A 24,984-nucleotide genomic window follows, 5' to 3' on the forward strand; every position below is an offset into this window, starting at 1 on the left:
TTTAGCTCAAGCCGAGCACGTCCCGCATGGAATAAAGTCCGGGCTTTTTACCGCGCGCCCAGAGCGCGGCCTTGACCGCGCCGCGGGCAAAGATGGCGCGGTCCTCGGCATGGTGCGACAGCGTGATGCGCTCGCCGGTCCCGGCCAGGATGACGCTGTGGTCGCCGACCACCGAGCCACCGCGCAAGCTGGCAAAGCCGATCGTTCCTGGCTTGCGCACGCCGGTATGGCCGTCGCGTGACCGCACATCGTTGCCGGCAAGGGAAATGCCGCGTCCCGCCGCCGCCGCTTCGCCGAGCAGCAAGGCGGTGCCCGAGGGCGCGTCGACCTTGTGCTTGTGATGCATTTCGAGGATCTCGATGTCGAAATCCTCTGGACCGAGCGCGCGCGCGGCCTGCCCGACCAGCACCGCCAGAAGATTGACGCCGAGGCTCATATTGCCGGATTTGACGATCGTCGCGTGGCGCGCCGCGGCCTCGATCCTGGCGTCGTCTTCCGCCGAGCAGCCGGTGGTGCCGATGACATGGGCAATGCGTGCCTGCGCGGCATAGCCTGCGAATTCGACGGTGGCTGCCGGCATGGTGAAATCGAGCACGCCGTCGGCCTTGGCGAACACCGGCAGCGGATCGTCGCCGATCGTCACATTGATGATGCCGATGCCGGCAAGCTCGCCCGCATCCCTGCCGAGATAGGGCGATCCGGTTCGTTCGACCGCGCCGACGACGCGGGCGCCGGGGATCGAATGGATGGCGCGGATCAGCGTCTGGCCCATGCGGCCGGCCGCCCCCACCACCACCAGGCCCATTTCGCTGGATTCGCTCATGCTGTTCTCCCCACCGCCTTCTTGGCGCGGCTGCGCCGGACCGGAGTTTGGACGGGCTTCGAGTCGTCGACAAGCCCCAGTCCGTTCTTGCCTTGAATGCGGTGGAAGCGGGCGTAGACACTGTTTGGATCGGCCATCAGTGCGGCATGGGTGCCTTCCTCGACCAGGCGCCCCTCTTCAAGCACGATAATGTGGTCGGCGTTGACGACCGTCGACAGGCGATGCGCTATCACGATGGTGGTGCGCCCTTCCATCACATGGGTCAGCGCCTCCTGGACGCGCGCCTCGGCCTCGTTGTCGAGCGCCGAGGTCGCTTCGTCGAGCAAAAGGATCGGCGCGTTGCGCACGATCGCCCGCGCAATCGAGACGCGCTGGCGCTGGCCGCCGGAAAGTGTCGAGCCGCCCTCGCCGACGGGCGTGTCGTAGCCCTGCGGCTGCTGACGGATGAACTCGTCGGCCGCCGCCAGCACCGCCGCCCGCTCGATCTCGGCGTCGGTCGCCGAAAGTCGGCCAAAACGGATGTTGTCGCGTATGCTGCCTTCGAACACATAGGGCGCCTGCGAGACATAGGCGATCGAGCCGCGCAGCGAGTGCTTGGTGACTTTGGAAATGTCCTGGCCATCGATCTCGATCGAACCCTTGTCGACATCGTAGAAGCGCTGCAGCAGCGCCACGAGCGTCGTCTTGCCGGCACCCGAGGCCCCGACCACCGCCGTAACCTTGCCGGCCGCGGCGGTGAAACTCAGGTTCCTGATCACCGGCATGTCGGCGCTGTAGCCGAACGTCACATTGTCGAAGCGAACCTCGCCGGTGGTGATCCTGGCTTCGACCGCGTCGGGCGCATCGCCCTGTTTAGGCTCCAGGTCGAGCAGCTCGTAAATCATCCGGGCGTTGACCAGGGCACGTTCCATACCGACCTGCGTACGAGCCAGGCGCCGTGCCGGATCGTAGGCCATGATCAGCGCGGTGATGAAGGAAAACACAGCGCCTGGTGGTTGTCCGAGCACCAGCGCCCGGTAGCCGGAATAGGCAAGGACGGAGGTAATGGCGAGACCGCCCAAAATCTCGGAAATCGGCGACAGCCGCTCCGCGACCCGGGCGATCTTGTTGTTACGCTGCTCGGCCGTATCGGCCATGATGCCGATCCGGCGCGCCAGCTCGGCTTCCAGGGTGAAGGCCTTGACGATGGCGATGCCTTGCGTGGCCTCCTGTACGGACCCGTTCAGCCGCGAGTTGATCAGCACCGATTCCCGGTTGATGCGCCGCAATCGGCGGGTGATGTAGACGACGGCCCAGATCAGCGGCGGCCCGATCAGCAGCGAGCTGAGCGACAACACCGGATCCTGGTAGATCATGACGCCGACGAGGGCGATCAGCGAGACCGCGTCGCGGCTGATGGAGGTCAGCGTCAGCGACAGCAGATCGCGAACGCCGCCGACATTCTCGTTGACCTGTGCCGCCAGCCGACCGGAACGCGTATCGTTGAAGAAGTCGACGCCGAGCTTCATCAGATGGTCGAAGCTGCGCTTCTGGTAGCGGGCGACCAGATTGTTGCCGATCTTGGCCAACGCGACCGCCTGGCCGTAACCGGCGAAGCCGCGCAGCACGGAGGCGGCCATGAACCCGGCGCAGATCCAGACGATCATGTCGCCGCGTCGTTCGTAGAAGATCTCGTTGATCATCGGGGCCATGATCCACGCCGTGAAGGCTGTGGTGGCGGAAACAATCAGCAGGCAGCCGACGGCAACGACATAGGTCCAGCGATATTCACTACCGTTTTCGGCCAGGATGCGGCGCAGCACCGCAGTGACCTCAGCTGGCTGGACTTTCAGTTTGAGTGGACTTTGAGCGGTCAAATCGCGGGCGCTTCGTGGTTTGCTAGAGCATGATGCCGAAAAGTGTGAAGCGGTTTTCGGACGACATCATGCTCTATCTCTTTGATTTAGAGCCGGATTCAGATTTCAGGTCAATTCGATCTGAAATCATCCGGCCCTAGGGATGCCAGGCTGGAATTCGGCCCCTCTTAGCGCCCCGGCTACGGCTTGCCTATGGCGAAACTTCGTCGCGGCCCGAGGTTGGGGTCACGAAAGCGGCAGCCATTTCCAGGAAAATACCCGTTTTCGGGACGAAATGGATCATGCCCGCCAGCGCCGCCCCGCGGTCTGGACGCCGAACAGCGAAGGGTTGCGGGCATAGGCGGCAAGGCCCAGAAGTGCCGCCAGCGGGTGGGTGATGACATAGACCGGCATCGAGGCCATCAGCGCGCTGTGCGGCGCCTTGTCCTCGAAGGCGGCGCGGAAATTGCCTTCCTTCAGCGCGGGCACGATCTTTTGCGCGATGCCGCCGGTCAAAAACACGCCGCCGCGGCTCATGAACACCAGCGCGAGGTCGCCGGCGGTGCGGCCGAGGCAGGTGACGAACAGCGCCAGCGCTTCCTCGGCAACCGGGTCGGTCTTGGCCAGCGCCGCCCCGGTGATTTCGGCCGGCGTGGTGAACGGCGCCGGCTTGCCGTCGGCCTTGGCGGCCGCCCGGTAGACATTGACCAGACCGCGCCCGCACAGGATCTGCTCGCCCGAAATGCGGCCGTCCAGCTTTTCGATATGCGGGAACACCTCGAAATCGCGCGGCGTCCGCGGACCGATATCCATGTGGCCGCCTTCGCCAGGCACCGGTATCCAGTGATGGAGGGCATGAACCAACCCGGCGACGCCGAGGCCGGTGCCGGGACCGAGCACGACGCGTCCGGCATTCTCCTCCGGCGTGCCGCCGCCGATCTTTTCCATGTGCTCTTCGCCGAGCGCCACGACGGCCAGCGCCTGCGCCTCGAAATCGTTGAGCACGACGATGTCGCCCAGGCCCAGATTGGCAAACATCTGCTTCGGCTTCACCACCCAGGGACAATTGGTAAGCGGGATCTCGTCGCCATCGACTGGTCCGGCGATGGCCAGCACTGCCGAATTCGGCCGGATGGACGACTGGTCGAGCACCGCCGCCTGGATCGCCTCGTCTATGGTGGCGAAATTGGCGGTTTGCACGATATGCGGCTCACCGGCTTCCGAATTTGCGTCGATCACGATCGAAAAGCGCGCATTGGTGCCGCCGATGTCGCCGATCAGCACTGGAAACCGCAACGCGGTGTCGTCGTCGCCTGACATGCTCTTGCTCGTCCCCTTTGCGGCGCCGTTGCGACCGTTTCAATCGCCCGGTTTTTCAATCGCCCGGTGTTCAATCGCCCGGTGTTCAATCGATTGACTAGCGCATGGCCCCGGAAAGGGAAAGCGTCAGTTCGCCATCACTGTCCGACGTTTGCCGGCGGCCGTCGCCTTGGCAGGGGAATGCCGATCTCCGGCGTGGCGGTGAAGGCGTTGGCTGCGTTTGGCAAGCCGCCCGCATTGCCCGCAATAGGCGGAGGCGCGTCGGGTTCCGGCGCCCTGGCGGCGATCGGCACGCCGCCGCCGCGATAGGTGACGGCTTCGGCCGAGTCCGCGTCGGGCTGGTCAAGCACGAACTGGCATTGTTTCGGCAGGTTCGCCATCGTCATCAGGTCGCGCGCCTTGGGCGCATCCGGGTTCTTGTTGGGGCGCCACGGCTCCTCGGTAAACCACCAGGCCAGCGGCTTGCCGCAGCCGTCATCGTCGGGCGTCGCTTCCTGTCCCTTGCAGTTGGGCGAACCCGGCTGGCAGCCGATGCGGATGTGGAAATGATAGTCATGGCCCCAGAACGGCCGGATTTTTCTCAGCCAGGTACGGTCGCCGGTGACGGTGTCGCACAGCTTCTTCTTGATGCCTGGATTGACCAGGATGCGCTCGACTTCCGGATAGCTCGCGGCGCGCTTCAACAGCTTGGTATGTATCGGCTTCCACAGCCTGTCCTTCACCAGATGCGTCTTGTCGTCGACCATCAGCGTGGCGCTGATGTTTTCGCGCTCCTGGGTCGTAAGCTTGCGGTCGGGCATCGGCGTCAGCCAGATGTCGGCGTCGAGGCCGATCTGGTGCGAGGCGTGCCCGGTCAGCATCGGCCCGCCGCGCGGCTGCGAAATGTCGCCGATCAGAAGCCCCGGCCAGCCGTCGGCGGCGGCATCGCGCGACAGTTTCTCGATCAGCGCAATCATCGTTGGATGACCCCAGCGCCGGTTGCGCGAGGGACGCATCACCTCCCAGTTCTGGCCGTCCATCGGAATGGCGACGCCGCCAGTGAAGCAGCCCTTTGAATAGAAGCCGAAGGATTGCGCCGCAGCCACCGCCGGCAGCTTCTTGGCGCCGAACAGGTCTTTTGCCCGTGGCTCGGCCGTGATTGCGCCCGCCACCAGCCCGGCCAGCGCCACGATCGCCAGCGCCGCCGTCAGGAACGGCCGTCTGCCAGTCAAGGATCGCATCGAAATCGTCATGAACCCCACTGCAAAAGTCCGCAACACAATCGAATCATATCACCCTCGGGCTCGCGTTTCGATTATCTACCTTCATCGGGCTGCGCGGCTCGCCGTCGCGCCAGCTGCCGTCGGCCCACATCCGATCGAACGCCTGGCGGTAGTCCGGATAGCGGAACCGGTAGCCCGCTGCCTTGATCGCGGCGTTGGCGACGCGCTTGTTCTCGCCATAGAAGGACCGCGCCATGGGCGAAAGTTGGGCGGTCTCGAAAGGAATCTCCGGCGGCGGCTCGACGCCCATCAGCGAAGCGGCATAGGCGACGACATCCTGCGGCGGCGCCGGCTCGTCATCGGTGACGTTGAAAATGCCGCCTCTATTGCCACCGATGAGGTGCCAGAGCGCGCCGGCGATGTCGTCGCAATGGATGCGGTTGAACACCTGGTCGGGCTTGACCAGCCGCCTGGCCGTGCCGTTTTCCAGATTGACCAGCGCGTTGCGACCCGGCCCGTAAATGCCGGAAAGCCGCAGGATCGCCACCGGCTTGCCGGTCTCGAGGCCAAGCTGCAGCCAGTCCCGCTCGGCCGCCACTCGCATCGACGAGCGTTTCGACACCGGCCGGCACTCGGCCGTTTCATCGACCCAGGCACCGTCATAATTGCCATAGACGCCGACGGTCGAGAGATAGCCGATCCAGCGAAGCGCCGGCATCGCCTCGATCGCCTTGCGCGCGGCGAGAAGCACAGGGTCGCCGGCCTCCTCCGGTGCCACGGAGACGACGAGATGGGTGGTCTTTTCCAGCGCATCGCCGATTTCAGGGGTCAGGGCGCCGTCGAACAGCAGCGGCGCGATGCCGGCCTGCCGCAGCGCGTCGAATTTTTCCGATGAGCGCGTGGTGCCAAAAATGAGATTCTTGTGAAGAGGGGCGCCCACACTACCCCTCCCCACAAGGGGGAGGGAACGCTGCCGCGCGCTCTTACCGATCCCAGTCGCTGGGTCTGCCAATGTAGGCGCTTCCGCGAGTTCCCCTCCCCCTTGTGGGGAGGGGTTAGGGGTGGGGGTATTCGTAGTGCGCAAACCGTGCCAGCCCGCATTGGCCCGTGCAAAGGCTTTGCCCGAATAGCCGGCGCCGAAGATAAAAACCTGTTTTTCGCTCATGCGTGCGCCTCAATTGGCAATGCGGACAGCCATTCCTCCCGCACTGTCGTGTCGGTTTCGGTGTTCGAGTAGATCGCCGCCTGCCTGTTGAATTCGGCGGCCGGCACCAGCTGCGCCAGCGCCCAGATCGCCGCGCCGCGCACCAGCGGCGAGGCATCGCCAAGCAGATCGCGCACCGGGCCGGCCAGCGAAACATCGCCGGAATTGCCGGCGGCAACCAGCACGTTGCGGACAAAGCGATCGCGGCCGATGCGCTTGATCGGCGAGCCGGAGAAAAAGGTCCGGAACGCCGTGTCGTCCAGCTGCAACAGTTCCGCCAGCGGCGGTTCGCGCAGTTCATCGCGCGCGGCGAGCTTGGCCTCCGAGGCGGCGCGGGCGAACTTGTTCCACGGGCAGGCGGCGAGACAATCGTCGCAGCCATAGATGCGGTTGCCGATCTTTTCGCGGAATTCTTGCGGGATCGGCCCCTTGTTCTCGATGGTCAGGTAGGAGATGCAGCGCCTGGCATCGAGCCGGTAGGGCGCCGGAAAGGCATCGGTCGGGCAGGCGTCGAGACAGGCGCGGCAGGAACCGCAATGGTCTACCTCGGTCGCATCTGGCGTGAGCTCCGCCGTGGTGAAGATGGTGCCGAGAAACAGCCAGGAGCCGTGCTCGCGGCTGACCAGATTGGTGTGCTTGCCTTGCCAGCCGAGCCCGGCGGCCTCAGCCAGCGGCTTTTCCATAACCGGGGCCGTATCGACGAAAACCTTCACGTCGCCGCCGGCCCGCGCGACGATCTTGCCGGCGATCTCCTTCAGCCGGCCCTTCATCACCTCGTGATAGTCGCGGTTTTGCGCATAGACCGAGATCGCGCCGCGATCGCGCCTTGCCTGCAGCGCACGCGGATCGTGGTCGGGGCCGTAATTCATTGCCAGCACGATGATCGAGCGCACCTCGGGCCACAGCGTCGAAGGCTCGCTGCGGCGTTGAAGCGTCTCCGCAATCCACGCCATCGAACCGTGAAAACCATCGGCGACGAATTCGGCCAATCTGGCTGGCGCCAGCGGGATCGCATCGGGCGTGGTGACGGCAACCGCATCGAAGCCGGCGCGCCGCGCCTCGGCGTCGACCAGCGCGCGCAGGGTTTGGCTTCTAGAAGTCGAGGTCCGCATAATGCGACACCGGCGACAGGCCGCGCACCCGGTCGGAGAGCAGCGGCCGGAACGACGGCCGCGATTTCACCCGCGTGTACCATTCGCGCGCCGCGGCATGCTCGCGCCAATCGATCTCGCCGAGATAATCCAGCACCGACAGCGTCGCCGCTGCCGCCAGGTCGGCATAGGTGACCTTGCTGCCGGCCAGCCAATGACGGGTGCCGGCCAGCCAGTTGGTGTACTTCATGTGCTGGCGAATGTTGGCGCGCGCCGCGCGGATCGCCGCCGAATCGGGGGAACCGCCGCCCGCCGTTTCCGGCATCACCGGCTTCAGCACGCGCTCGCGCACCAGATGCCGGGTCACTTCGCTCTCGGCCTTGTTGAGATACCAGTCGGTCAGGCGGCGGATTTCGGCGCGCTGCATCGGGTCTTCCGCAAACAGGCGCTTGTCGCGCTTCAGGACACCACGTGTTTCGTCGAGATATTCCGCGATCACCATGGCGCCGACGATCGGCACGTCGCCTTCGGCCAGCAGGATAGGCAAGGTGCCGGCGGGGTTCAGCGCCAAAAACTCCTTGCGCCGCGTCCACGGTTTTTCCTCGATCAGCGCCAGCTCCTCGCCATATTCGCCGAAGGCGAGGCGCACGAAGCGGCAGGTGGCGAACATCGGGTGATGGAAAAGCGTCAGCATGATTCCGCGATATTAAGGCGCACTGGCGAATCGCCGTCCGCACCGGTAAGTCTTGGCGGCCCGTCATGCGGCCGTCACGGTGCTGCGACCTATAGGGGGACTTCCGCGCCGTGACAAGCAAGCCCTTTTGCCAGCCGTTTCCTTCCGTCCCTTGAATCCCGAGGTTGCCATGGATAGCCACACCATCGTCGAAGCCCTGCTGCTCGGCCTGCTGGAGGGGCTGACCGAGTTCATCCCGGTCTCCTCGACCGGCCATATCCTGCTCGCCGGCCATTTCCTCGGCTTCCATTCCACCGGCAAGGCCTTCGAGATCCTGATACAGCTCGGCGCCATCCTGGCGATCCTCAGCGTCTATTTCCGCCGCCTGTGGCAGATGCTGCTCGACCTGCCGCATGATCGGCTGACGCGGCATTTCGTCATCGGCATCCTGATTGCCTTCCTGCCGGCCGCCATCATCGGCGCGCTGGCGCATGATTTCATCAAGACGGTGCTGTTCGAATCGCCAAGGCTGATCTGCATCATGCTGATCATCGGCGGCGTCGTGCTGCTGGTCGTCGACCGCATGAAGCTGCAGCCGGTCTACCGCGACGTCGAGCGCTTCCCGACAAGGCTTTATTTGCAAATCGGCCTGTTCCAGTGCCTGTCGCTGATCCCCGGGACGTCGCGCTCCGGTTCGACCATCGTCGGCGCGCTGCTGCTGGGCGTCGACAAGCGCGCGGCGGCGGAATTCTCCTTCTTCCTCGCCATACCGACCATGGTCGGCGCCTTCGCCTTCGATCTGTTCAAGAACCGCAACGTGCTGAGCAGCGCCGATCTGCCGATCATCGCCATCGGCTTCGTCGCCGCCTTCGTTACCGCGCTGATCGTCGTGCGCTTCCTGCTCGATTACGTCTCGCGCAACGGCTACTCGCTCTTCGGCTGGTGGCGCCTGGTGGTGGGCACTGTGGGGTTGGTGGCGCTGATGATCTGGGGGTGAGCTTTACCCTCCCCCTTGTGGGGGTCCGAAGGACGGGCGAGACAGGCGGCTCGCCCCGGTCAGTCGATCCGCAAAGCGGATCGGGGTGGGGGTCGGCGCCACACCCCCGCCCCGTTTCGCCAACGACGCGTCGCTTGCTCACCGACCCTCCCCACAAGGGGGAGGGTAAAGGCCGCTAACTCCTCCCATAAAACGCGTTCTCGACATGCACAGGCCAGCGCCAGGGCAGCACCGCGATCATGTCGAAGCGCATCGACAATCTGCCATAATCCGGTTGGCGCGACAGCCAGATGTCGGCCGCGCCCTCGATGCGGCGCTCCAATTCGTGGCCAATCGCCTCCATCGCTTCCATCAGCGTGCGCCGCGCCTTGACCTCGACGAACAGCACCAGGTCGCCGCGCCTGGCGATCAGGTCGATCTCGCCGAAGCGGGTGCGATGCCGGCGGGCGAGGATGCGATAACCTTTCAGCATCAGCGCCGCCGCCGCCAGCCACTCGCCGCGATGGCCGCGCCGATAGGCTTTTTGGCGGCTGGCGGCCGGGCGCTCAGCCACCTTCGCCTTCTCCAACCGCATCCCTGAGTTCCAGCAGCCGGCGGTAGAGCGACTGCTTCTGCCCGCCTGTCATCTTCGCCGCTTCCGCCGCCGCCTTGGACGCCGGCATTTCGGCGGCCAGCGACAGCAGCAGCCTGTCGATGTCGGCGGGTTGGTCGGCCTTGATCTCGGCGGGCCCGACGCAGATGACGATCTCGCCCTTCGGCGTGTCAGCCGCCGCATAGTGGTCGGCCAGCGCCTGCAGCGTTCCCGTCCGCATCTCTTCAAAAGTCTTGGTCAGCTCGCGGCCGATGGCGGCCTTGCGCCCACCACCCAGCGCCTCGACCATCGCAAGCAGCGTATCGGCCAGCCGGCGTGGCAACTCGAAGAAGATCAGCGTTGCCGGCACCGTCTTGAAGGTCTCCAGCCTGGTCAGCCGCTGCCCAGATTTCACCGGCAAAAACCCCGCAAACAGGAAGGCGTCGGACGGCAGGCCCGACGCAGTCAGCGCCGCCAGCGGCGCCGATGGGCCGGGGATCGGCACCACGCGCAGGCCGTGCTCCAGCGCTTCGCCGACCAGCCGGTAGCCTGGGTCGGAGATCAGCGGCGTGCCGGCATCCGAAATCAGCGCCACGCTCTGCCCGGCCTCGAGTGCTGCGATCAGCTTCGGTCCCGCCTCGCCGGCATTGTGTTCGTGATAGGCGGTTGTGCGCCTGCGGATGCCGTAGCGGTCGAGCAGCACGCGTGAGACGCGGGTGTCCTCGCAGGCGACTATGTCGGCGGCAGCCAGCGTTTCCAAGGCGCGCAGCGTGATGTCGGAGAGGTTGCCGATCGGCGTCGCCACCAGATACAGCGCCGGCGCCAGCGGCCGGACTGCGACCTCGGTCTGCCCGATCACATAGCTGCGTTTCTCGCCGGTCACCGGGTCTCTCCATTTCGCCCTGTTTGGCATGGCGCGCGCCGGGTTGCAAAACTCCCGAACGTCGGGCCAAACCTGACGCCGATGTAACCCGGCGGCCATGTCTTTGCCACAGTGGGGAACGAAAGCGTGGCTGGCGGATTGAATACCTGAGTCTCTTGAGGAGGAGGACAGGATGGACAGCCTGGAATTGCAGGACGTTTTCGAGCCCTATTATGCCGAGCGCAAGCGCTTCACTGCGCGAAAGGGCAAGCGTGCGCTCGCCGAAAGCGACACCGGCCTGGCCAGTCGGACGGCCACCGCCTTGCCGACGAATGTCAGGCTTTCGGACAACAAACCGGACAGCACGACGGAGCACTGACCGTACGATGCCCAATCGTTTCGATATCTTCATCACCCGTCTTGAAACGAAGAGCGCCCGCGAAGGCGCGCCGCCGCATCCGATGAACGACCAGAACAGCGTCCGCCGGGACAAGAGCGACGCCAAGCCGGCCCGGACCGGAGAGGCGCATGCCGAGAAACACCGCGGCAAGCGCCGCTTCAAGCACGACGCTTGACCTTCGCGATTGGCGAGGACCACCCTCACTTCGTCATCACGGGCGAGCAAGGAGCGAAGCGACGCGGCGCAGACTCGAGGATGACGAACGCGTGGTTGCGAAGCCCCCATAGTTCAATCGAGATATCGCGAAGCCCGTGCCTTCAGAAGGTCGATCAACTCCGGATCCATGGATCCGTAGTCATCCGGGATGTCGAGGCAGATGACGCGGGCCTTCTTCAGGCTCTCCTTGAATTCTTCTGCAGCTTGGTGCGGTGCGCTTTTTCCATCACGAAGACGATGTCGGCCCAGGCGACCAGTTCATGCGTCAGCGGCGTGTCTGCATCGTGATTGGTGCCGGCCGACTCGACCTCGATATCCCTACGTTTGGAGAACACCTGCTCGGCGGTCGGGCTGCGCAAGCGGTTCTGGCTGCAGACGAACAGGACGTTCTTCACCGACTACTCATCCCAGATCTTACGCAGATTTTTGCTGAGAGGGATGTACTGATCAAATGTGAGTCCATTCAGATCAAACTCGAGCAACTCATCCTTGGCGATTCCGCGAAGCTTATTTCCAATATATGTTATGAAACTGAGGACAACGCTGAATTCGCTCAAGTGGGTCAATTTTAGTTTCGATGTGACCGTTGCGTTCCTGATGAAAATCGCCTGAGCCTCAAAGAGGTCGTCTTGCTCTGGAGATCTCAAGATTTCGGTCAATCCAAACTCGAACACATCATCCGTGTTCAATGTCATCAAGGTCTCGTGGATCAGGAACGTCATCGCAGGAGTCACCTCGGATGCGGCGCTGGCACGCCAGCGGTTCAACAAGTCGACTTTCTAACATCCTTGCTCAAGCCGATAAATCGTCCAACAGCCCGGCCATTTGCCCTGTGGGCTCACCGCGCCAAATCCGCCACCACGGCATCGAGCACGATCATGCCGGCTGGCGTGGCGCGTAGCCTGGCATTGCCGATCGGCGCCACCAGCCCCTCATCCTGCAGCACGGTCAGCCGGGCGCTCGACAGGCCGCGCCCGGAAAACGCCTCGTAGCGGGAAAGGTCGATGCCTTCGGCCAACCTCAGCCCCATCAGCAGGAACTCGTCGGCCTCTTCGGAGCGCGTCAGGATCTCGCCGCCGGTGACGCCATGGCCCCTGGCCTCCACCAGATTGGCCCAGGTCTCCGGCATCCGCTCGGCGATCGTCACGGTGCGGTGGCCGTTCTCGATAAAGCGGCCATGCGCGCCCGGTCCGACGCCGACATATTCGCCATAGCGCCAATAGGTCAGATTGTGCCGGCTCTCGGCGCCCGGCCTGGCGTGGTTGGAAATCTCATAGGCCGGCAGGCCATGCGCTGCGGTGATCTCCTGCGTCAGCGCATAGAGATCGGCGGCCCGGTCATTATCGGGGATGATGAATTTGTTCGCCGCATGAAGGGCATGGAACGGCGTGCCTTCCTCGATGGTCAGCTGGTAGAGCGACAGATGGTCGGCGGCATGGCCGATCGCCTGTTCGAGCTCCGCCTGCCAGTCATCCAGCGTCTGGCCGGGGCGGGCGTAGATCAGGTCGAAGGAAAGTCTTGGGAATATGTCCCGTGCCAGGCCAATTGCATGCAGCGCCTCGTCGACATTGTGCAGCCGGCCGAGGAAGCGCAGATCCTTGTCGTTCAGCGCCTGCACGCCGAGCGACACACGGTTGACGCCGGCGGCGCGGTAGCCGCGAAATCGCTCGGCCTCGACCGAGGACGGATTGGCTTCCAGCGTCACCTCGATGCCGTCGGGCACCGTCCAGTTCTTCGCCACGGCGTCCAGCACCGCCGCCACCGTCTGCGGCTGCATCAGCGACGGTGTGCCGCCGCCGAGAAAGATACTGGTCACTTCGCGCGGCCCGGTCCGCTCGCTCATGGTCTTCAGCTCGTTCTCGAAGGCGCGGGCAAAGCGCTCCTGGTCGACCGGCTGGTGACGGACATGGCTGTTGAAGTCGCAATACGGGCATTTGGCGGCGCAGAACGGCCAATGGATGTAGACCCCGAAGCCCGGGCTGCGGTCCAGCGACATTAAGCTGAGCCTAACCTGGCGCGGGCGAATTTCTGGAAGGCGCGGGCGCGGTGCGACAGCGCCGTCGGCTGACCGGGCTTCCAGCCGTGTTTTTCCTCAGCGCTCATCTCGCCGAACGTCTTGTCGAAACCGTCGGGCAAAAACACCGGGTCGTAGCCGAAGCCCAGTTCGCCGCGCGGCGGCCACACCAGCGTTCCCTCAGCTTCGCCGCGATAATATTCAGCCTCGCCATTGGGGAAGGCCAGGCAGATGACGGCGACGAACCGCCCCTTGCGCTGCGCTGGCTTGGCGGCGCCGACCTCCTGCAAGGCCACTTCGGTGCGCTGCATGGCCATCCCGAAGTCGCGGCTGCCATCGGGAGCTTCGGCCCAATTGGCGGTGTAGACGCCGGGGGCGCCGTCGAGCGCGTCGACGCACAGGCCCGAATCGTCCGACAGCGCCGGCAGGCCGGTCGCCTTAGCCGCGGCGAAGGCCTTGATGTAGGCGTTTTCCTCGAAGGTGGTGCCGGTCTCCTCCGGTTCCGGCAGGCCGTAGTCCTTGGCCGACTTCGCCTCGAAGCCGAACGGACCCATCAAATCGGCGAATTCGCGCAGCTTGCCTTCATTGTGGCTGGCAACGACGATCTTCTTTCCATCGAGAGAATGCATCAAAGGCCCCAGATCCTTGGCTCGGCGAATTCGATCGAATTGCCCGAGGGGTCGCGTATGTAGATCGAGCGCCCGCCCTGCGGCCATTCGAATTCGCTTTCGATGGCGATGTTTTTCGCCTCAAGTTGCGCCTTCCACTGTGCGAGTTCATCCTCACTTGCGGCAAAGCAGAGATGGCCCTCGCCGACCGTGCCATGCGGCGGCACTTTCAGCCGCGCATCGGGCGCCGGCGGGATTTTGGTGGCTTCGGCGTTGAAGATGAGCAGCACGCCCGGGCCGCAGCGGAAGAAGAGATGGCGGCCGTCGACCTTGCCGAGGAGAGGGAGGCCGAGGACGTTGGAGTAGAAGGCTTCGGCAGCGGCGAGATCCGTGACGTAAAGCGCTGACTCAAGAATAGCGGAGGGTTGCATCAGGCACCCCCCTCTGCCCTGCCGGGCATCCCCCCCGCAAGGGGGGAGATTGGCAGTTCCGCTGGCGGCGTCTCAACGTTGATGGTTGGCGAAAACGGTAGCGACCTCTGATCTCCCCCCTTGCGGGGGAGATGGCCGGCAGGCCAGAGGGGGGTGTGAAGGATCGCCGACGTCATCACGTTAAATTCAATCAAGCCACAGCCATCTGCTGCAAGCTCACCAGCCGCTGAATGCCCTTCTTGGCAAGGCCCATCAGCTCCGCGAACTGCCCTTCCGAGAAAGGCTCGCCCTCGGCGGTGCCCTGGATCTCGACGATGCCGCCCTTGCCGGTCATGACGAAATTGGCGTCGGTGCCGGCAGATGAATCCTCGATGTAGTCGAGGTCGATGACCGGCTGGCCGTCATGGATGCCGCAGGAAATTGCCGCGACATGGTCCTTCAGCACCTTGGCAACACTGGCCATCTGCCGCGCTTCCATCCAGCGCAGGCAATCGTAGAGCGCCACCCAGCCGCCGGTGATCGACGCCGTGCGGGTGCCGCCATCGGCCTGGATGACGTCGCAGTCGACGGTGATCTGCTGTTCGCCCAGCGCCTGCAGGTCGACAACGGCGCGCAAGGAGCGGCCGATCAGCCGCTGGATTTCCAGCGTGCGGCCGCCTTGCTTGCCGGCCGAAGCTTCACGGCGCATGCGCTCGCCGGTCGAACGCGGCAGCATGCCGTATTCCGCCGTCACCCAGCCCTTGCCGGAATTGCGCATCCAGCCCGGCACCTTTTCCTCCAGGCTCGCCGTGCACAACACATGAGTGTCGCCGAATTTCACCAGGCACGAGCCTTCGGCGTGTTTGGAGACGCCGCGCTCGAAGGAGATGGCGCGCATTTCGTCGGCTTGGCGTTTGGAAGGGCGCATCGAGGCCTCTTTCTGTTCTTTTATGGTTTCGTCGGCGGCTTGTAGACGCATGCAGCCCATGGCGCAAAGGAAAAGGCCCCCATACAGACGCCGGGTTGCGCGGGGGCGAGGGAAGTCTATATCCTTGGGCCGGAGGTTTTTGGCTCGAATGACCAAGGCAGTCACCGAACCCAGTCTGCTGGCGCCCGCGCTGCAATCGCTCGACATGCGTTCGCGCGACATTTTTAGGCGCATCGTCGAATCCTATCTGAAGGACGGTGAGCCTGTGGGATCGCGCAGCCTGTCGCGCATCCTGCCGTCGTCGCTGTCGCCGGCCACCATCCGCAATGTGATGAGCGACCTCGAACATCTCGGCCTGATCTATGCCCCGCACATCTCGGCCGGGCGCCTGCCGACCCAGACCGGCCTGCGCTTCTTCGTCGATGCCTTCATGGAGCTTGGCGATCTCTCCGACGAGGAACGCCGGGTCATCGAGGCGCAGGTGCGCGCCTCCGGCTCGGGCGCGACGCTGGAACACATGCTGACCGAGGCCAGCCAGATGCTGTCGGGCATGTCGCGCGGCGCCGGCCTGGTGCTCGCCACCAAGAACGAGGTGGCGCTGAAGCACATCGAGTTCATCCAACTCGAGCCGACCAAGGCGCTGGCGGTGATGGTGTCGCAGAATGGCGATGTCGAGAACCGCGTCGTCGACCTGCCGGCCGGCATCACCGTCTCGCAGCTGCACGAGGCCTCCAACTTCCTCAACGCCCATATCAGGGGCCGCACGCTCGCCGAGGCGCGCATCGAGATCGCCCGCATCAAGGACGAGACCAGGGCAGCGCTGGACACGCTGTCGCAGGATCTGGTCGAGAAAGGCCTGGCGGTGTGGGCCGGCGCCGACAGCGGCCTGCCGGCGCGCCTTATCGTGCGCGGCCGCGCCAATTTGCTCGAAAACGTCACCGCCCAGGCCGATATCGAATTGCTGCGCCACCTGTTCGAGGATCTGGAGACGCAGGACGGGCTGATCCAGCTGCTTGACCTCGCCGAGGACGGCCCCGGCGTGCGGATCTTCATCGGCTCGGAAAACAAGCTGTTCTCGCTCTCCGGCTCGTCGCTGGTCGTGGCGCCTTACCGCGACAAGGACGCCCGCGTCGTCGGCGCGCTCGGCGTCATCGGCCCGACCAGGCTGAATTATGCCCGCATCGTGCCTATGGTCGACTACACTGCGCAATTGATTACCCGGATGTTAAGATAATTCCGAAGCCGGGATCACCGTAAAGGAGGGCGCAGAATGGCGCTTGAATCGTTCAAGGCCCAGATCAGCATGCTGCTCGAAGAAATGGTCAACCAGCCGGAGGACGAGCACGAAATCCAGGAGCAGCTGCGCGAAAAACTGCGCGAAATGCGCGCCATGGGCTTGCCGCTGCCGGAAGATCTCGTCGCATTGGAAAAGCGTCTCGACGACGATCTGGACGTCGAAGAGGAAAGTTGAGCGGTTCTCTCGTCGAATCTGCGCGCGCACGCTTCTCTTTTGCGGCGGCCGCACAATATCTCCCTTGTCGTGACGCGCCGACCGGCGCGAGTTCGAGGAGAACAGCATGATCCGGATTGCCGGCTTCGCAGGCCTTGCCCTGCTTCTGGCCACCAGCGCCTTCGCCCAGCAGGCTGATCAACTGCTGCTGACCGGCAAGGACGCTTTCGGCGACTGGAAGGCCGACAAGCCAGGTGTGCGCCGGCTGATTAGGCCGGATGATCTGAAAAGACCCAACATCACCGAATCCGCCTCCAACAGCGCCGGCCTTGGCGATCGGCCCGAGGGCGCGAAGCCCGTCCTGCTGCCTGGGTTTTCGGCCGAACTGGTTGCTTCCGGCATTTCCAATCCGCGGGTCGTGCGCGTGGCGCCGAACGGCGACCTGTTCGTCGCCGACAGTGACGCCAACCAGATCCGCGTCTATCGGCTGGCCAAGGGTAGCGCGAAGCCGGCCGAAGAGGGCATTTTTGCCGACAATCTCAACCAGCCCTATGGCATCGCCTTCTACCCGCCTGGCGACAAGCCGCAATGGGTCTACGTCGCCAACAACGACAGCGTGGTCCGCTACGCCTATCGCGACGGCGACCTTAAAGCCTCCGGCGAACCGGAGACGATTGTCTCCGACATCCCTACCGGCGGCCACTGGACCCGCGATATCGCCTTCTCGCCGGACGGGAAGACGCTGTATCTCTCGGTCGGCTCCGGATCGAACGTCGCGGAGGGCATGCAGAAGGCACCGAAGGGCGGCCTTGACGCCTGGGCAAAATCACAGCCACTCGGCGCCACCTGGGGTTCCGAGGATGGCCGTGCCGACGTGCTGGCCTTCGGCCCCGACGGCAAGAATGGCCGCATCCTCGCTACCGGCCTGCGCAATTGTTCGGGCATGACCGTGCAACCGGCCACCGGCGCGCTGTGGTGTGTCGTCAACGAGCGCGACGGTCTCGGCGACGATGTGCCGTTCGAATATGCCACCTCAGTCAAGGACGGCGCCTTCTATGGCTGGCCCTGGTATTATATCGGCGCCAACGAGGACCCGCGTCACGAGGGCGCGCGCCCAGACCTCGCCGGCTCGGTCACCGTGCCCGACGTGCTGATGCAGGCGCATTCGGCGCCGCTCAACATCGCCTTCTATGACGGCGGCAATTTCCCGGCAGAGTACAAGGATGACGCCTTCGTCGCCCTGCACGGCTCCTGGAACCGTGGTATGAGGACCGGCTACAAGGTGGTGCGGCTGAGATTCAGCGACGGCAAGCCGACCGGCGAGTACCAGGATTTCATCACCGGCTTCGTCCTCTCCGACGACGCCGTCTGGGGCCGGCCGGTCGGCGTCGCGGTGGCCAAGGACGGCGCGCTTATCGTCACCGAGGATGGCAACGGCACCATCTGGCGCATCACCCATGTCGACGGCCCGTCCTGAGCCGGCGAACTGCGCAACCGGCCCTAATGTACGTCCCGATGGATCACCTTGGGATAGGTATGGATCACCTCGGCCGATGAGACACGGTCATCGAAACCGGTATCCCTGAGATTGAAGAGGCCGACCGAGCCGAAGGACTTCTTCGCCCCTTGCGCGAAGCGGCCGTCGCTGAAATCGTGTTCGTAAAGCGTCACCGTGACGTGGCCGGCATTGAGCTTCGGCACGTAAACACTGCTGATGGTGTCGTTGGCGAGGCCAAGCTGGTTGACGTTGAAGCGATAGAGGTCCTGCACCATGCGCCGGGCCGCATTGCCATTGATCATCCAGTATTCGCGGCGCGAAGCGCGGTTCGGGTCGATGAGTTTGAGCGGCGCCTTGCGGCCAAGCCCGAGCCAGTGCTCGAACACCATCACATTGGCGCCCCACGGATAGGGATAGTTGGATTTGTCGATGATGCGTGGCGGGCCATCCTCGGCAATCTCGGCGGTATCGACATAGTCCAGCCATTGCAGCTGGAACGACGCTTCCACGTTGAGGTCGGTATTGCGCGGATCGGCAGCGATGATGCGCCAGTCGGAGACCGGCGGATATTTGGTGTCGAGGTCGATGTAGAATTCGCCTTTGGCGGTGTCGTCGGGGTCTATCTTTTGCGGTCCGTCACGCTCGATCGCCACCAGCCGCACCTTGAAGGGGTTGTTGACGACCAGCGGATAGATCATCGGACGAATGGGGTGAGCGCCAGGGTTTCGGCTGTCGGTAAAATATCCAGTCTGCGGAACGACATCGCTATCGCCCTTGTCGAACAGGCTGAAAGCCTGACGCCCCTCGAACCACAGATACCATTCCAGCTCGTGGACGTGACCGCGTGCTTCGGAATAGTTGTTGGGCATCCACTTCATGAGCTGGATGTGAAGTCTTTTGGCTAACATGGGTGCTCCTGCCGTTCGGAGCCATGCGAGATAGCCGACCGCCTTCGGGACGTAAGTGAACCATCTCTCGCTTTCAGGCGAGGATGACCGGCTTTCATGTCCTGCTTGGCGCAATCGAATCCGTTTTGCCGTTGCAGGCTTTCATGGCATCAGAGTCGTTTCACGAGGTGCGACCGTCATGACCCTCACCGGCTTCCTTGCCTACAGTGCTGCGCTGGGCATCGCCGCCGCCATTCCCGGCCCCGGCGTCACCGCGCTTGTGGCGCGGGCGCTCGGATCCGGCTTCCGCTCGTCGCTGGCCATGTCGTTCGGCCTGATGCTCGGCGACCTCATTTATCTCACCGCGGTGGTGCTCGGCCTTGCCTTTGTCGCGCAAAGCTTCGGCATGGTGTTTCTCGCCATCAAATGGCTGGGCGTCGCCTATCTCGCCTTCCTCGGCTGGCGTTTCTGGACGGCCGGGATCACGCCCGAGACTGTCGAGGCCAGGAAAGGCAAGGGCGGCCTGGTATCGAGCTTCCTTGCCGGCCTCACCGTCACGCTGGGCAACCCGAAGACGATGATCTTCTACCTCGCCATCACGCCGACCATCGTCGACCTGAAGACCATCACGCTCGCCGACTACGGCATCCTGGTCGCGCTCACCGTCATCGTGCTCTTCGTGGTGCTGGTGCCATATCTTGCGCTGGCCGCCAAGGCGCGCTGGTTCCTGAAATCGCCACGCGCGCTGAAGGCGCTGAACCGCACCGCCGCCGGCTTCATGGTGGGCGCGGCCGCTGCCATTGCCGCACGTCAGTAGATCGGTTCAGGCCCATCCATTCCGCCGATCGGTCCATCCGGAAAATGCGGCTTGAGGAGACAAGCGTTTTCAGCAAGCGGCCCACTCGATATTTTCGGCCGGCAGCCTATCTTGCGCGGGCGAAAGCCCTATTCTGTCCGCCGACGCCAATTGCCTGATCTGATTTGGGAGCGAAACCAATGAACAAGCCTTCCGCGCGCGTGCCCGGCCGCGGCCGTGTCTACAACTCGATCACCGAGACGATCGGCGACACGCCGCTGGTGCGGCTCGACAAGTTCGCCAAGGAGAAGGGCGTCGTTGCCAACCTTCTTGCCAAGCTCGAATTCTTCAATCCGATCGCCTCGGTCAAGGACCGCATCGGCGTTTCCATGATCGAGGCGCTGGAAGCGTCGGGCCGGATCAAACCCGGCAAGACGACGCTGATCGAGCCGACCTCGGGGAATACCGGCATCGCGCTCGCCTTCGCCGCCGCCGCCAAGGGCTACAAGCTGATCCTGACCATGCCCGAAACCATGTCGGTGGAGCGCCGCAAGATGCTGGCGCTGCTCGGCGCCGAACTGGTGCTGACGGAAGGGCCGAAAGGCATGAAGGGCGCCATCGCCAAGGCCGACGAATTGGCCGCCACCCTGCCTGACGCCGTCATCCCGCAGCAGTTCGAAAACCCGGCCAACCCGGAGATCCACCGCCGCACCACCGCCGAGGAGATCTGGAACGACACCGATGGCGGGGTCGACATCTTCGTCGCCGGCATCGGTACCGGCGGCACGATCACCGGCGTCGGCCAGGTGCTGAAGCAACGCAAGCCCTCGGTGCATGTCGTCGCCGTCGAGCCGGAGGCCTCGCCGGTGCTGTCGGGCGGCCAGCCCGGCCCGCACAAGATCCAGGGCATCGGCGCCGGCTTTGCGCCCAAGATCCTCGACACCTCGATCTATGACGAGATCGTCAAGGTCTCCAACGAGGATTCGGTCGCCAACGCCCGCCTCGTCGCCCGCCTTGAAGGCGTGCCGGTCGGCATCTCGTCGGGCGCTGCCCTGCAGGCCGCCATCGCCGTCGGGTCGCGGCCGGAGAACAAGGGCAAGAACCTTGTGGTGATCATCCCGTCCTTCGCCGAGCGCTATCTGTCGACGATCCTGTTCGACGGGCTGGGCGCTTAACGTCTCAACGAGATAGGCGGCGATCCTTCGCACCCCCCTCTGCCCTGCCGGGCATCGGGGGGTGCTGTCCCTCCTACATCGGAAGTCTCATGGCTGGACCGCAGAAAACCCGGCTGTGGCGTCCGCCACCGGCTTGAGCGGGAGGCGGCTTCAGGGTCAAATCGCCCCGGCCTGCTTCGCGCGGGCAGGGGGAGAATCACATGTACAAGCTTTACACGCGCCCAGGCAGTGGCGGTTTCGTCGTCGAGGCCGCATTGGCGCTGGCAAACGCGCAATTCGACCAGATCGATGTGCCGAAGAAGGATCCGCCGGACCCGGCTTTCCTCGACATCAGCCCGTTGAACCAGGTTCCGGTGCTGACCTTGCCCAACGGTCAATCGATAACCGAATCGGCGGCGATCTGCATCCTGCTTGCCGAGCGCCATCCGGAGGCGGGTCTGGCGCCGGCCGCCGGATCGCCGGATCGCGCCGGTTTCCTGCGCTGGATGGCGTTCATGTCATCGGTGCTCTACCCCGCCATCCTGCGCCTCTACTATGCCCATCGCTACACCACCGATGCCGACGGCAAGAAAGCCGTCAAGCAGGCAGCCATTGCCGAGATGGACCGCGGCTTCGCCATTGTCGATGCAGCTCTCGAGGGGCGCGGCTGGCTGGTCGGCGACGCGATGTCGCTGGCCGACATCTACCTCGTCATGCTGGTGGCCTGGCACCCCGACATGGACAAGGCGCGAGCCGACTGGCCGAACATCGAACGCTTATGGTCGGCGCTGCTCGCGCATCCGCTGATGAAACGGCTCAACACCACGCATGAGATGTGGCCGGCCTGAACGGACGCTTCAATTTCGCAGGATCGCCCGTTTCGCCTGCAGGAAGCGGCGCACGGCGGGGTCGCGTTCAAGGCCAATCGCCCGGTCATAGGCTTCGACCGCTTGCGCCGCATTGCCGAGCCTGGCCAGCAGGCCGGCGCGAGCGGCCCAATAGGGCTGATAGTCGTTGAGCCGCTTGTCGTCGCCCAGCACGTAGAGCGCCGCCAGTCCTGCCGCCGCCCCATCGGCCTCGGCAATCGCCACGGCGCGGTTGATCGAAATCACCGGCGAGCCTGATATCGCCGACAGCGCATCGTAGAAGTTACGGATCGCCGCCCAATCGGTTTGGCCGGTCCGTCGCCGCGTCGCATGCACCGATTGTACCGCCGCTTCGAGCTGATAGCGGCCGATGACGCCCATGGTGGCGGCGCGGCCCAGCAGCGCCTCGGCTTCGTCGATCAGCGCGTGATCCCAAAGAAGACAATCCTGGTCGGCGAGCGGCACATAATCTCCAGCCGCATCGCGCCGCGCCGAGCGCCGCGCCTCGGCAAACAGCATCAGCGCCAGCAGGCCGAGCGCTTCCGGTTCGTCCGGCATCAGGGATGCCACCAGCCGCCCGAGCCAGATGCCTTCGGTCGCCAGATTGCGCGCTCTCGTCTCGGTCCCTGCCGGGTCGGTCCAGCCTTCGGCGAAAGCCGCGTAGATCGCTTCCAGCACCGTTTCCAGCCGCTCGCCGAGTTCGGCGCGATCCGGCACGCGGAACGGAATGCCGATCTCGCGGATGCGGCTCTTGGCGCGCACCAGACGCTGGCCCATCGTCGCCGGCGAAACCAGGAAGGCCGAGGCGATCGTCGCCGCGTCGAAACCCAGAACCGTTTGCAGGATCAGCGGCGCCCGCACGCTGGCTTCGATTGCCGGATGCGCACAGGCAAACATCAGCCTGAGACGTTCGTCGGGCAGGTCTTCGTCTTCCATGCTCGCCTCCATCTCCTCGGCCATCAGCTTGAGATGGTCGCGGCTCGCCTCGCTGGTCAGCCGACGGCGCACCGCATCGACACCACGGCGGCGCGCGACGGCCAGCAGCCATGCCTCAGGCTTCTCAGGCACGCCGGTCTGTGGCCAGCGCTCCAGCGCCGCGGCAAAGGCCTCGGCCAGCGCGTCCTCGGCGCCGGCCACGTCGCGGGTGCGCGCCGCTAGCCAGGCGACCAGCTTGCCGTAACTCTGCCGGGCGGCCGCTTCGGCCGCCGCCCGCGCGATCTCCGGGCGACTGTCCATCACATTGTCATTTCTTGGGCATGTAGTCGGCCATTTCCCAGATCGGCCGCAACTCGACCGTGCCGGCGCTCGCCGCCGGACAGCGCGCCGCCCAGTCGATGGCGGTATCGATATCGGCCGCCTCGATCATGTAGAAGCCGGCAAGCTGCTCCTTGGTGTCGGCATAGGGGCCGTCGATCACGTTGGTCTTGCCGTCTGTGATCCGCACCGAGGTGGTCGCCTGGGTCGGGCGCAACCGTTCGCCGGCGAGCCATGCGCCGGATTTCTTCAACGCTTCGGTATAGGCGGCATATGCTGCGCTCATCTGCTGAGCCTTCTCGATTGGCGTGTTCGCCTGCGCGGCTTCGTCGCTGTTGATCAAAAGCATGTATCGCATGGGTCTTCTCCCGTGGTTTCGAAGGCCGCGTCCTAGCGGGGCCAGACGTATGTCGCGCGGCGGCGGCCGATTTCGACAGGCTTCAGAAAAAACTTTCGCCTCCGCCAGGAGATTTCGCAAGGACCAGATGTTCCTCCGTCTGCTGGCGGATGACCGGCAGCGGACTGGCCGTGGCTCCGCACAGCACTATCCTCTGTCGTTGGCGGGCACGTCACACGAGGCATGGGAGAAGAGAATGGAACTCGTGACCCACAAGAAATTCAAGAACGGCCGGTTGATGCCATGGGGCAAAGGCACGGTCGTCAGCGGTGCGAAAGGCACCGTCTATCTCTGCGGCAACACCGCGACATCGGCTGACTACGATCCGGCCGCCAAGAAGGGTGGCGGCTTCGCCGGCGATGCCGCGGCGCAGTGGCGGGAAGTTCTCGGCAACATCAAATCGGATCTGGAAGAACTTGGCAGCGGGCTCGACCATCTCATCAGGCTGACCTTTTTCGTCAAAGGGCCATTTCCCGACGGCGGCGTCCTCAGCTCGCCTAATTTTCGTCTCGACGTGCTGGACGCGTTTTTCGCCGAGCATTGTCCGAAGCATTGCAGCGACAACAATCCGCCTCCTTCGGAGGTAATCGGCGTCGCAGCGCTTGCCCAGGCAGACATCGTCATCGAGATCGTCGCCGTCGCGGCGCTGCCGGACTGAGGCGCGAACGAACAGGCCGGCCTTGCGCGAGGTCACTGTTGCGACCGAAGCGCGCGCGCCGGCACGAGCTGCGCCGCCGCGCCGGTGCGGGCGTTGCACAAGGCCTCGGCTTTGGCCAGTGAGCGCCCGGCGACGAGCAGGATCAGGCGTGGCTCGCTCTCCAGCAATTGCACGATGCGGCCGCCGAAAATGCCATAGCCGCCAACGACCAGAAGCCTCATCGCGCCGCTCTTTTGCGTATGTCGTTTTCCCGGAATCGAGGTCACTTTTGGGTGACATGCGATTAGCCGATCACGCGCGCACGTATCGCGGCGGACAGGATCTCGCAACTGTCCTTGCGGCCGAACGTGGCATAGCGGTTTTTGGCGATGCGTTCGTAGAGCCAGTCACGCAAGGGGCGCGGGATGAGCAGCAGGGCCTTCGCCGCCCGCCACGGCCAGCCGAGTTCGGCCATCACCGCGATGAAACTGTCCAGCCGGATGAAGGGAGCGCCGCCGACAAGGACCAGATTGGTCTCGTAGCTGTCGGTGCGCAGCCCGTATCTCTGGAACAGCGCCTCGCCGAAGGGCGACTGCGCGGTGGCGAAGCGGAAGCGGTTTTTGCCGTCGATCCCGACCACCGTGCGTACGAAGCCCGAGCACAGCACGCAGACGCCGTCGAAAACGATCAATGGCTGGCTGGCATCGAAGGGTTCAGGAGAAGAAGTCACGGGACGTCCGGCAGCTTGTGTCTTCAGACACTAAGCCCGCCGGCAGCGGGATCAAAGCCGCGGCGTTGTCGCACGGCTTCTCGCGGCCAGCGCGGGGCGCTCGGCGCGATAGGTGGTTGCGCGGGGATCGGCCTCCGGTCTGCAGATCCGGCTGTCGTGAC

29 protein-coding genes and 1 pseudogene are annotated in these 24,984 nt (G+C 64.5%); 10 read left to right on the plus strand and 20 right to left on the minus strand.

The window, feature by feature from the left end:
- Position 1: 1 nt before the first annotated feature.
- The 7 genes from dapB to AC3EML_RS04085 all read right to left on the minus strand — a co-directional run bounded on the left by dapB (position 2) and on the right by AC3EML_RS04085 (position 8,169).
- Complete coding sequence (gene dapB / locus AC3EML_RS04055) at positions 2-823, minus strand: 4-hydroxy-tetrahydrodipicolinate reductase (RefSeq protein ID WP_023747442.1); 822 nt, start codon at positions 821-823, stop codon at positions 2-4.
- Positions 820-2,679, minus strand: coding sequence for an ABC transporter ATP-binding protein (locus AC3EML_RS04060; protein WP_352520700.1), 1,860 nt, complete (start codon positions 2,677-2,679; stop codon positions 820-822). Before AC3EML_RS04060 ends, dapB begins: the two co-directional genes overlap by 4 nt.
- 279 nt (positions 2,680-2,958) lie before the next feature.
- Positions 2,959-3,978, minus strand: a complete 1,020-nt coding sequence (locus tag AC3EML_RS04065) for a glucokinase (protein WP_352520699.1) — start codon at positions 3,976-3,978, stop codon at positions 2,959-2,961.
- A gap of 137 nt (positions 3,979-4,115) precedes the next feature.
- Positions 4,116-5,198 carry a penicillin-insensitive murein endopeptidase gene (mepA, locus tag AC3EML_RS04070; RefSeq protein ID WP_373420153.1) on the minus strand — a complete coding sequence of 361 codons (1,083 nt, stop codon included), beginning with the start codon at positions 5,196-5,198 and terminating at the stop codon, positions 4,116-4,118.
- A gap of 46 nt (positions 5,199-5,244) precedes the next feature.
- Positions 5,245-6,345: an SDR family oxidoreductase gene (locus tag AC3EML_RS04075; RefSeq protein WP_352563437.1), complete on the minus strand. Its 1,101-nt coding sequence runs from the start codon at positions 6,343-6,345 to the stop codon at positions 5,245-5,247.
- Positions 6,342-7,496: a tRNA epoxyqueuosine(34) reductase QueG gene (gene queG / locus AC3EML_RS04080; RefSeq protein ID WP_352520697.1), complete on the minus strand. Its 1,155-nt coding sequence runs from the start codon at positions 7,494-7,496 to the stop codon at positions 6,342-6,344. The genes AC3EML_RS04075 and queG overlap by 4 nt, the downstream gene beginning before the upstream one ends.
- Complete coding sequence (locus AC3EML_RS04085; protein WP_023672063.1) at positions 7,477-8,169, minus strand: glutathione S-transferase family protein; 693 nt, start codon at positions 8,167-8,169, stop codon at positions 7,477-7,479. Before AC3EML_RS04085 ends, queG begins: the two co-directional genes overlap by 20 nt.
- Before the next feature lie 169 nt (positions 8,170-8,338).
- Between AC3EML_RS04085 and AC3EML_RS04090 the strand changes: the two genes are divergently transcribed.
- A complete protein-coding gene (locus AC3EML_RS04090) occupies positions 8,339-9,145 on the plus strand; it encodes an undecaprenyl-diphosphate phosphatase (protein ID WP_023745885.1) in 807 nt (268 codons plus the stop codon).
- Between the two features lie 175 nt (positions 9,146-9,320).
- Here the strand turns inward: AC3EML_RS04090 and AC3EML_RS04095 are convergent, their stop codons facing one another.
- Both AC3EML_RS04095 and rsmI read right to left on the minus strand, forming a co-directional pair.
- Complete coding sequence (locus AC3EML_RS04095) at positions 9,321-9,698, minus strand: YraN family protein (RefSeq protein WP_488505160.1); 378 nt, start codon at positions 9,696-9,698, stop codon at positions 9,321-9,323.
- A complete protein-coding gene (gene rsmI / locus AC3EML_RS04100) occupies positions 9,691-10,599 on the minus strand; it encodes a 16S rRNA (cytidine(1402)-2'-O)-methyltransferase (protein ID WP_488505161.1) in 909 nt (302 codons plus the stop codon). Before rsmI ends, AC3EML_RS04095 begins: the two co-directional genes overlap by 8 nt.
- 172 nt (positions 10,600-10,771) lie before the next feature.
- On the opposite strand from rsmI, the gene AC3EML_RS04105 reads away from it, so the two are divergent.
- Both AC3EML_RS04105 and AC3EML_RS04110 read left to right on the plus strand, forming a co-directional pair.
- Positions 10,772-10,957 (plus strand): hypothetical protein, encoded by a 186-nt coding sequence (locus tag AC3EML_RS04105; RefSeq protein WP_023672059.1) that lies wholly within the window; start codon positions 10,772-10,774, stop codon positions 10,955-10,957.
- Between the two features lie 7 nt (positions 10,958-10,964).
- The gene (locus AC3EML_RS04110; RefSeq protein WP_023672058.1) at positions 10,965-11,153 is read left to right on the plus strand and encodes a hypothetical protein; all 189 of its coding nucleotides are present in this window, start codon (positions 10,965-10,967) and stop codon (positions 11,151-11,153) included.
- A 113-nt stretch (positions 11,154-11,266) separates the two neighbouring features.
- Here the strand turns inward: AC3EML_RS04110 and AC3EML_RS04115 are convergent.
- The 6 genes and pseudogenes from AC3EML_RS04115 to rph all read right to left on the minus strand — a co-directional run bounded on the left by AC3EML_RS04115 (position 11,267) and on the right by rph (position 15,154).
- A pseudogene (locus AC3EML_RS04115) lies at positions 11,267-11,589 on the minus strand (low molecular weight protein tyrosine phosphatase family protein).
- Between the two features lie 3 nt (positions 11,590-11,592).
- Complete coding sequence (locus AC3EML_RS04120) at positions 11,593-11,964, minus strand: hypothetical protein (RefSeq protein ID WP_023672057.1); 372 nt, start codon at positions 11,962-11,964, stop codon at positions 11,593-11,595.
- A 68-nt stretch (positions 11,965-12,032) separates the two neighbouring features.
- On the minus strand, positions 12,033-13,190 hold the full coding sequence (hemW, locus tag AC3EML_RS04125; protein WP_023681230.1) for a radical SAM family heme chaperone HemW: 1,158 nt from the start codon (positions 13,188-13,190) through the stop codon (positions 12,033-12,035).
- Positions 13,190-13,837: an RdgB/HAM1 family non-canonical purine NTP pyrophosphatase gene (rdgB, locus tag AC3EML_RS04130; protein ID WP_023692946.1), complete on the minus strand. Its 648-nt coding sequence runs from the start codon at positions 13,835-13,837 to the stop codon at positions 13,190-13,192. Before rdgB ends, hemW begins: the two co-directional genes overlap by 1 nt.
- Positions 13,837-14,247 carry a VOC family protein gene (locus AC3EML_RS04135; RefSeq protein WP_023692947.1) on the minus strand — a complete coding sequence of 137 codons (411 nt, stop codon included), beginning with the start codon at positions 14,245-14,247 and terminating at the stop codon, positions 13,837-13,839. Before AC3EML_RS04135 ends, rdgB begins: the two co-directional genes overlap by 1 nt.
- Positions 14,248-14,437: 190 nt before the next feature.
- Positions 14,438-15,154, minus strand: a complete 717-nt coding sequence (rph, locus tag AC3EML_RS04140; RefSeq protein WP_023672052.1) for a ribonuclease PH — start codon at positions 15,152-15,154, stop codon at positions 14,438-14,440.
- A gap of 148 nt (positions 15,155-15,302) precedes the next feature.
- Between rph and hrcA the strand changes: the two genes are divergently transcribed.
- The 3 genes from hrcA to AC3EML_RS04155 all read left to right on the plus strand — a co-directional run bounded on the left by hrcA (position 15,303) and on the right by AC3EML_RS04155 (position 18,081).
- Positions 15,303-16,388, plus strand: coding sequence for a heat-inducible transcriptional repressor HrcA (hrcA, locus tag AC3EML_RS04145; RefSeq protein WP_023681233.1), 1,086 nt, complete (start codon positions 15,303-15,305; stop codon positions 16,386-16,388).
- Between the two features lie 36 nt (positions 16,389-16,424).
- Positions 16,425-16,625 (plus strand): hypothetical protein, encoded by a 201-nt coding sequence (locus tag AC3EML_RS04150; RefSeq protein ID WP_023672050.1) that lies wholly within the window; start codon positions 16,425-16,427, stop codon positions 16,623-16,625.
- A 106-nt stretch (positions 16,626-16,731) separates the two neighbouring features.
- Positions 16,732-18,081, plus strand: a complete 1,350-nt coding sequence (locus AC3EML_RS04155; protein ID WP_023732804.1) for a PQQ-dependent sugar dehydrogenase — start codon at positions 16,732-16,734, stop codon at positions 18,079-18,081.
- A 23-nt stretch (positions 18,082-18,104) separates the two neighbouring features.
- Here the strand turns inward: AC3EML_RS04155 and AC3EML_RS04160 are convergent, their stop codons facing one another.
- Complete coding sequence (locus tag AC3EML_RS04160) at positions 18,105-19,010, minus strand: hypothetical protein (protein ID WP_156937162.1); 906 nt, start codon at positions 19,008-19,010, stop codon at positions 18,105-18,107.
- Between the two features lie 178 nt (positions 19,011-19,188).
- Here AC3EML_RS04160 and AC3EML_RS04165 point away from each other — a divergent pair, with 178 nt between their 5' ends.
- The 3 genes from AC3EML_RS04165 (at position 19,189) to AC3EML_RS04175 (ending at position 21,787) form a co-directional block, all read left to right on the plus strand.
- Positions 19,189-19,806 carry a LysE family translocator gene (locus AC3EML_RS04165; protein WP_023698059.1) on the plus strand — a complete coding sequence of 206 codons (618 nt, stop codon included), beginning with the start codon at positions 19,189-19,191 and terminating at the stop codon, positions 19,804-19,806.
- 179 nt (positions 19,807-19,985) lie between these two features.
- Complete coding sequence (cysK, locus tag AC3EML_RS04170) at positions 19,986-20,960, plus strand: cysteine synthase A (RefSeq protein ID WP_023672045.1); 975 nt, start codon at positions 19,986-19,988, stop codon at positions 20,958-20,960.
- 200 nt (positions 20,961-21,160) lie between these two features.
- Positions 21,161-21,787: a glutathione S-transferase family protein gene (locus AC3EML_RS04175; protein ID WP_352520696.1), complete on the plus strand. Its 627-nt coding sequence runs from the start codon at positions 21,161-21,163 to the stop codon at positions 21,785-21,787.
- 9 nt (positions 21,788-21,796) lie between these two features.
- Here the strand turns inward: AC3EML_RS04175 and AC3EML_RS04180 are convergent, their stop codons facing one another.
- Together AC3EML_RS04180 and AC3EML_RS04185 are read right to left on the minus strand one after the other, a co-directional pair.
- A complete protein-coding gene (locus AC3EML_RS04180; protein WP_023732802.1) occupies positions 21,797-23,041 on the minus strand; it encodes an RNA polymerase sigma factor in 1,245 nt (414 codons plus the stop codon).
- Between the two features lie 7 nt (positions 23,042-23,048).
- Positions 23,049-23,417, minus strand: a complete 369-nt coding sequence (locus AC3EML_RS04185) for a YciI family protein (protein ID WP_023681239.1) — start codon at positions 23,415-23,417, stop codon at positions 23,049-23,051.
- Positions 23,418-23,652: 235 nt separating this feature from the next.
- On the opposite strand from AC3EML_RS04185, the gene AC3EML_RS04190 reads away from it, so the two are divergent.
- Positions 23,653-24,114, plus strand: a complete 462-nt coding sequence (locus tag AC3EML_RS04190; protein ID WP_352520695.1) for a RidA family protein — start codon at positions 23,653-23,655, stop codon at positions 24,112-24,114.
- A 32-nt stretch (positions 24,115-24,146) separates the two neighbouring features.
- Here AC3EML_RS04190 and AC3EML_RS04195 read toward each other — a convergent pair whose 3' ends face one another.
- Positions 24,147-24,335, minus strand: a complete 189-nt coding sequence (locus AC3EML_RS04195; RefSeq protein WP_352520694.1) for a hypothetical protein — start codon at positions 24,333-24,335, stop codon at positions 24,147-24,149.
- Positions 24,336-24,397: 62 nt separating this feature from the next.
- Complete coding sequence (locus tag AC3EML_RS04200; protein WP_352520693.1) at positions 24,398-24,823, minus strand: thiol-disulfide oxidoreductase DCC family protein; 426 nt, start codon at positions 24,821-24,823, stop codon at positions 24,398-24,400.
- Between the last annotated feature and the right edge of the window lie 161 nt (positions 24,824-24,984).

The organism is Mesorhizobium sp. P170090 (assembly GCF_057786115.1).

Excerpts from the sequence above, each read along its gene's own strand:
- dapB (WP_023747442.1), bottom strand. The coding sequence starts at position 823 with ATGAGCGAATCCAGCGAAATGGGCCTGGTGGTGGTGGGGGCGGCCGGC.
- AC3EML_RS04065 (WP_352520699.1), bottom strand. The coding sequence starts at position 3,978 with ATGTCAGGCGACGACGACACCGCGTTGCGGTTTCCAGTGCTGATCGGC.
- mepA (WP_373420153.1), bottom strand. The coding sequence starts at position 5,198 with ATGCGATCCTTGACTGGCAGACGGCCGTTCCTGACGGCGGCGCTGGCG.
- AC3EML_RS04075 (WP_352563437.1), bottom strand. The coding sequence starts at position 6,345 with ATGAGCGAAAAACAGGTTTTTATCTTCGGCGCCGGCTATTCGGGCAAA.
- queG (WP_352520697.1), bottom strand. The coding sequence starts at position 7,496 with ATGCGGACCTCGACTTCTAGAAGCCAAACCCTGCGCGCGCTGGTCGAC.
- AC3EML_RS04085 (WP_023672063.1), bottom strand. The coding sequence starts at position 8,169 with ATGCTGACGCTTTTCCATCACCCGATGTTCGCCACCTGCCGCTTCGTG.
- AC3EML_RS04090 (WP_023745885.1), top strand. The coding sequence starts at position 8,339 with ATGGATAGCCACACCATCGTCGAAGCCCTGCTGCTCGGCCTGCTGGAG.
- AC3EML_RS04105 (WP_023672059.1), top strand. The coding sequence starts at position 10,772 with ATGGACAGCCTGGAATTGCAGGACGTTTTCGAGCCCTATTATGCCGAG.
- AC3EML_RS04110 (WP_023672058.1), top strand. The coding sequence starts at position 10,965 with ATGCCCAATCGTTTCGATATCTTCATCACCCGTCTTGAAACGAAGAGC.
- hemW (WP_023681230.1), bottom strand. The coding sequence starts at position 13,190 with ATGTCGCTGGACCGCAGCCCGGGCTTCGGGGTCTACATCCATTGGCCG.
- rdgB (WP_023692946.1), bottom strand. The coding sequence starts at position 13,837 with ATGCATTCTCTCGATGGAAAGAAGATCGTCGTTGCCAGCCACAATGAA.
- AC3EML_RS04135 (WP_023692947.1), bottom strand. The coding sequence starts at position 14,247 with ATGCAACCCTCCGCTATTCTTGAGTCAGCGCTTTACGTCACGGATCTC.
- rph (WP_023672052.1), bottom strand. The coding sequence starts at position 15,154 with ATGCGCCCTTCCAAACGCCAAGCCGACGAAATGCGCGCCATCTCCTTC.
- hrcA (WP_023681233.1), top strand. The coding sequence starts at position 15,303 with ATGACCAAGGCAGTCACCGAACCCAGTCTGCTGGCGCCCGCGCTGCAA.
- AC3EML_RS04150 (WP_023672050.1), top strand. The coding sequence starts at position 16,425 with ATGGCGCTTGAATCGTTCAAGGCCCAGATCAGCATGCTGCTCGAAGAA.
- AC3EML_RS04155 (WP_023732804.1), top strand. The coding sequence starts at position 16,732 with ATGATCCGGATTGCCGGCTTCGCAGGCCTTGCCCTGCTTCTGGCCACC.
- AC3EML_RS04160 (WP_156937162.1), bottom strand. The coding sequence starts at position 19,010 with ATGTTAGCCAAAAGACTTCACATCCAGCTCATGAAGTGGATGCCCAAC.
- AC3EML_RS04165 (WP_023698059.1), top strand. The coding sequence starts at position 19,189 with ATGACCCTCACCGGCTTCCTTGCCTACAGTGCTGCGCTGGGCATCGCC.
- cysK (WP_023672045.1), top strand. The coding sequence starts at position 19,986 with ATGAACAAGCCTTCCGCGCGCGTGCCCGGCCGCGGCCGTGTCTACAAC.
- AC3EML_RS04175 (WP_352520696.1), top strand. The coding sequence starts at position 21,161 with ATGTACAAGCTTTACACGCGCCCAGGCAGTGGCGGTTTCGTCGTCGAG.
- AC3EML_RS04180 (WP_023732802.1), bottom strand. The coding sequence starts at position 23,041 with ATGGACAGTCGCCCGGAGATCGCGCGGGCGGCGGCCGAAGCGGCCGCC.
- AC3EML_RS04185 (WP_023681239.1), bottom strand. The coding sequence starts at position 23,417 with ATGCGATACATGCTTTTGATCAACAGCGACGAAGCCGCGCAGGCGAAC.
- AC3EML_RS04190 (WP_352520695.1), top strand. The coding sequence starts at position 23,653 with ATGGAACTCGTGACCCACAAGAAATTCAAGAACGGCCGGTTGATGCCA.
- AC3EML_RS04195 (WP_352520694.1), bottom strand. The coding sequence starts at position 24,335 with ATGAGGCTTCTGGTCGTTGGCGGCTATGGCATTTTCGGCGGCCGCATC.